The following is a 215-nucleotide window of genomic DNA, read 5'->3' as shown; positions in this document are numbered from 1 at the left end:
GGGTATGCTCCGTGGTTCCGCTGACGGAACCCTTAGGCTCACGCTCGTCCGTACGGACCAGACCGTGAAGACGCGTGACCTCCTCGTTACCAGCGGCCTCGGCGGTGTCTTTCCCAAGGGTCTGCCGCTGGGCAAGGTCACGAACGTCGAGCGGACCTCCGGGTCGATGTATTACACGATTACCGTGAAGCCCTTCTCCTCGACCGGGAGCTTCG

At 62.8% G+C, this 215-nt stretch carries 1 protein-coding gene; it reads left to right on the top strand.

Features of this window, described 5'->3' with window-relative positions; translation table 11 throughout:
* Positions 1-4 precede the first annotated feature (4 nt).
* Positions 5-215, top strand: a 211-nt coding sequence (locus V6252_RS13875; protein ID WP_425355888.1) for a rod shape-determining protein MreC, incomplete at its 3' end; no start/stop codon positions are given.

Origin of the sequence: Psychrobacter proteolyticus (assembly GCF_038155145.1) — a bacterium.
In the GTDB taxonomy this organism is placed as follows: Bacteria; Pseudomonadota; Gammaproteobacteria; order Pseudomonadales; family Moraxellaceae; genus Psychrobacter; species Psychrobacter proteolyticus_B.
The sequence above is the reverse complement of the archived record's forward strand: the minus strand, read 5'-3'. Positions and strand labels throughout refer to the sequence as shown.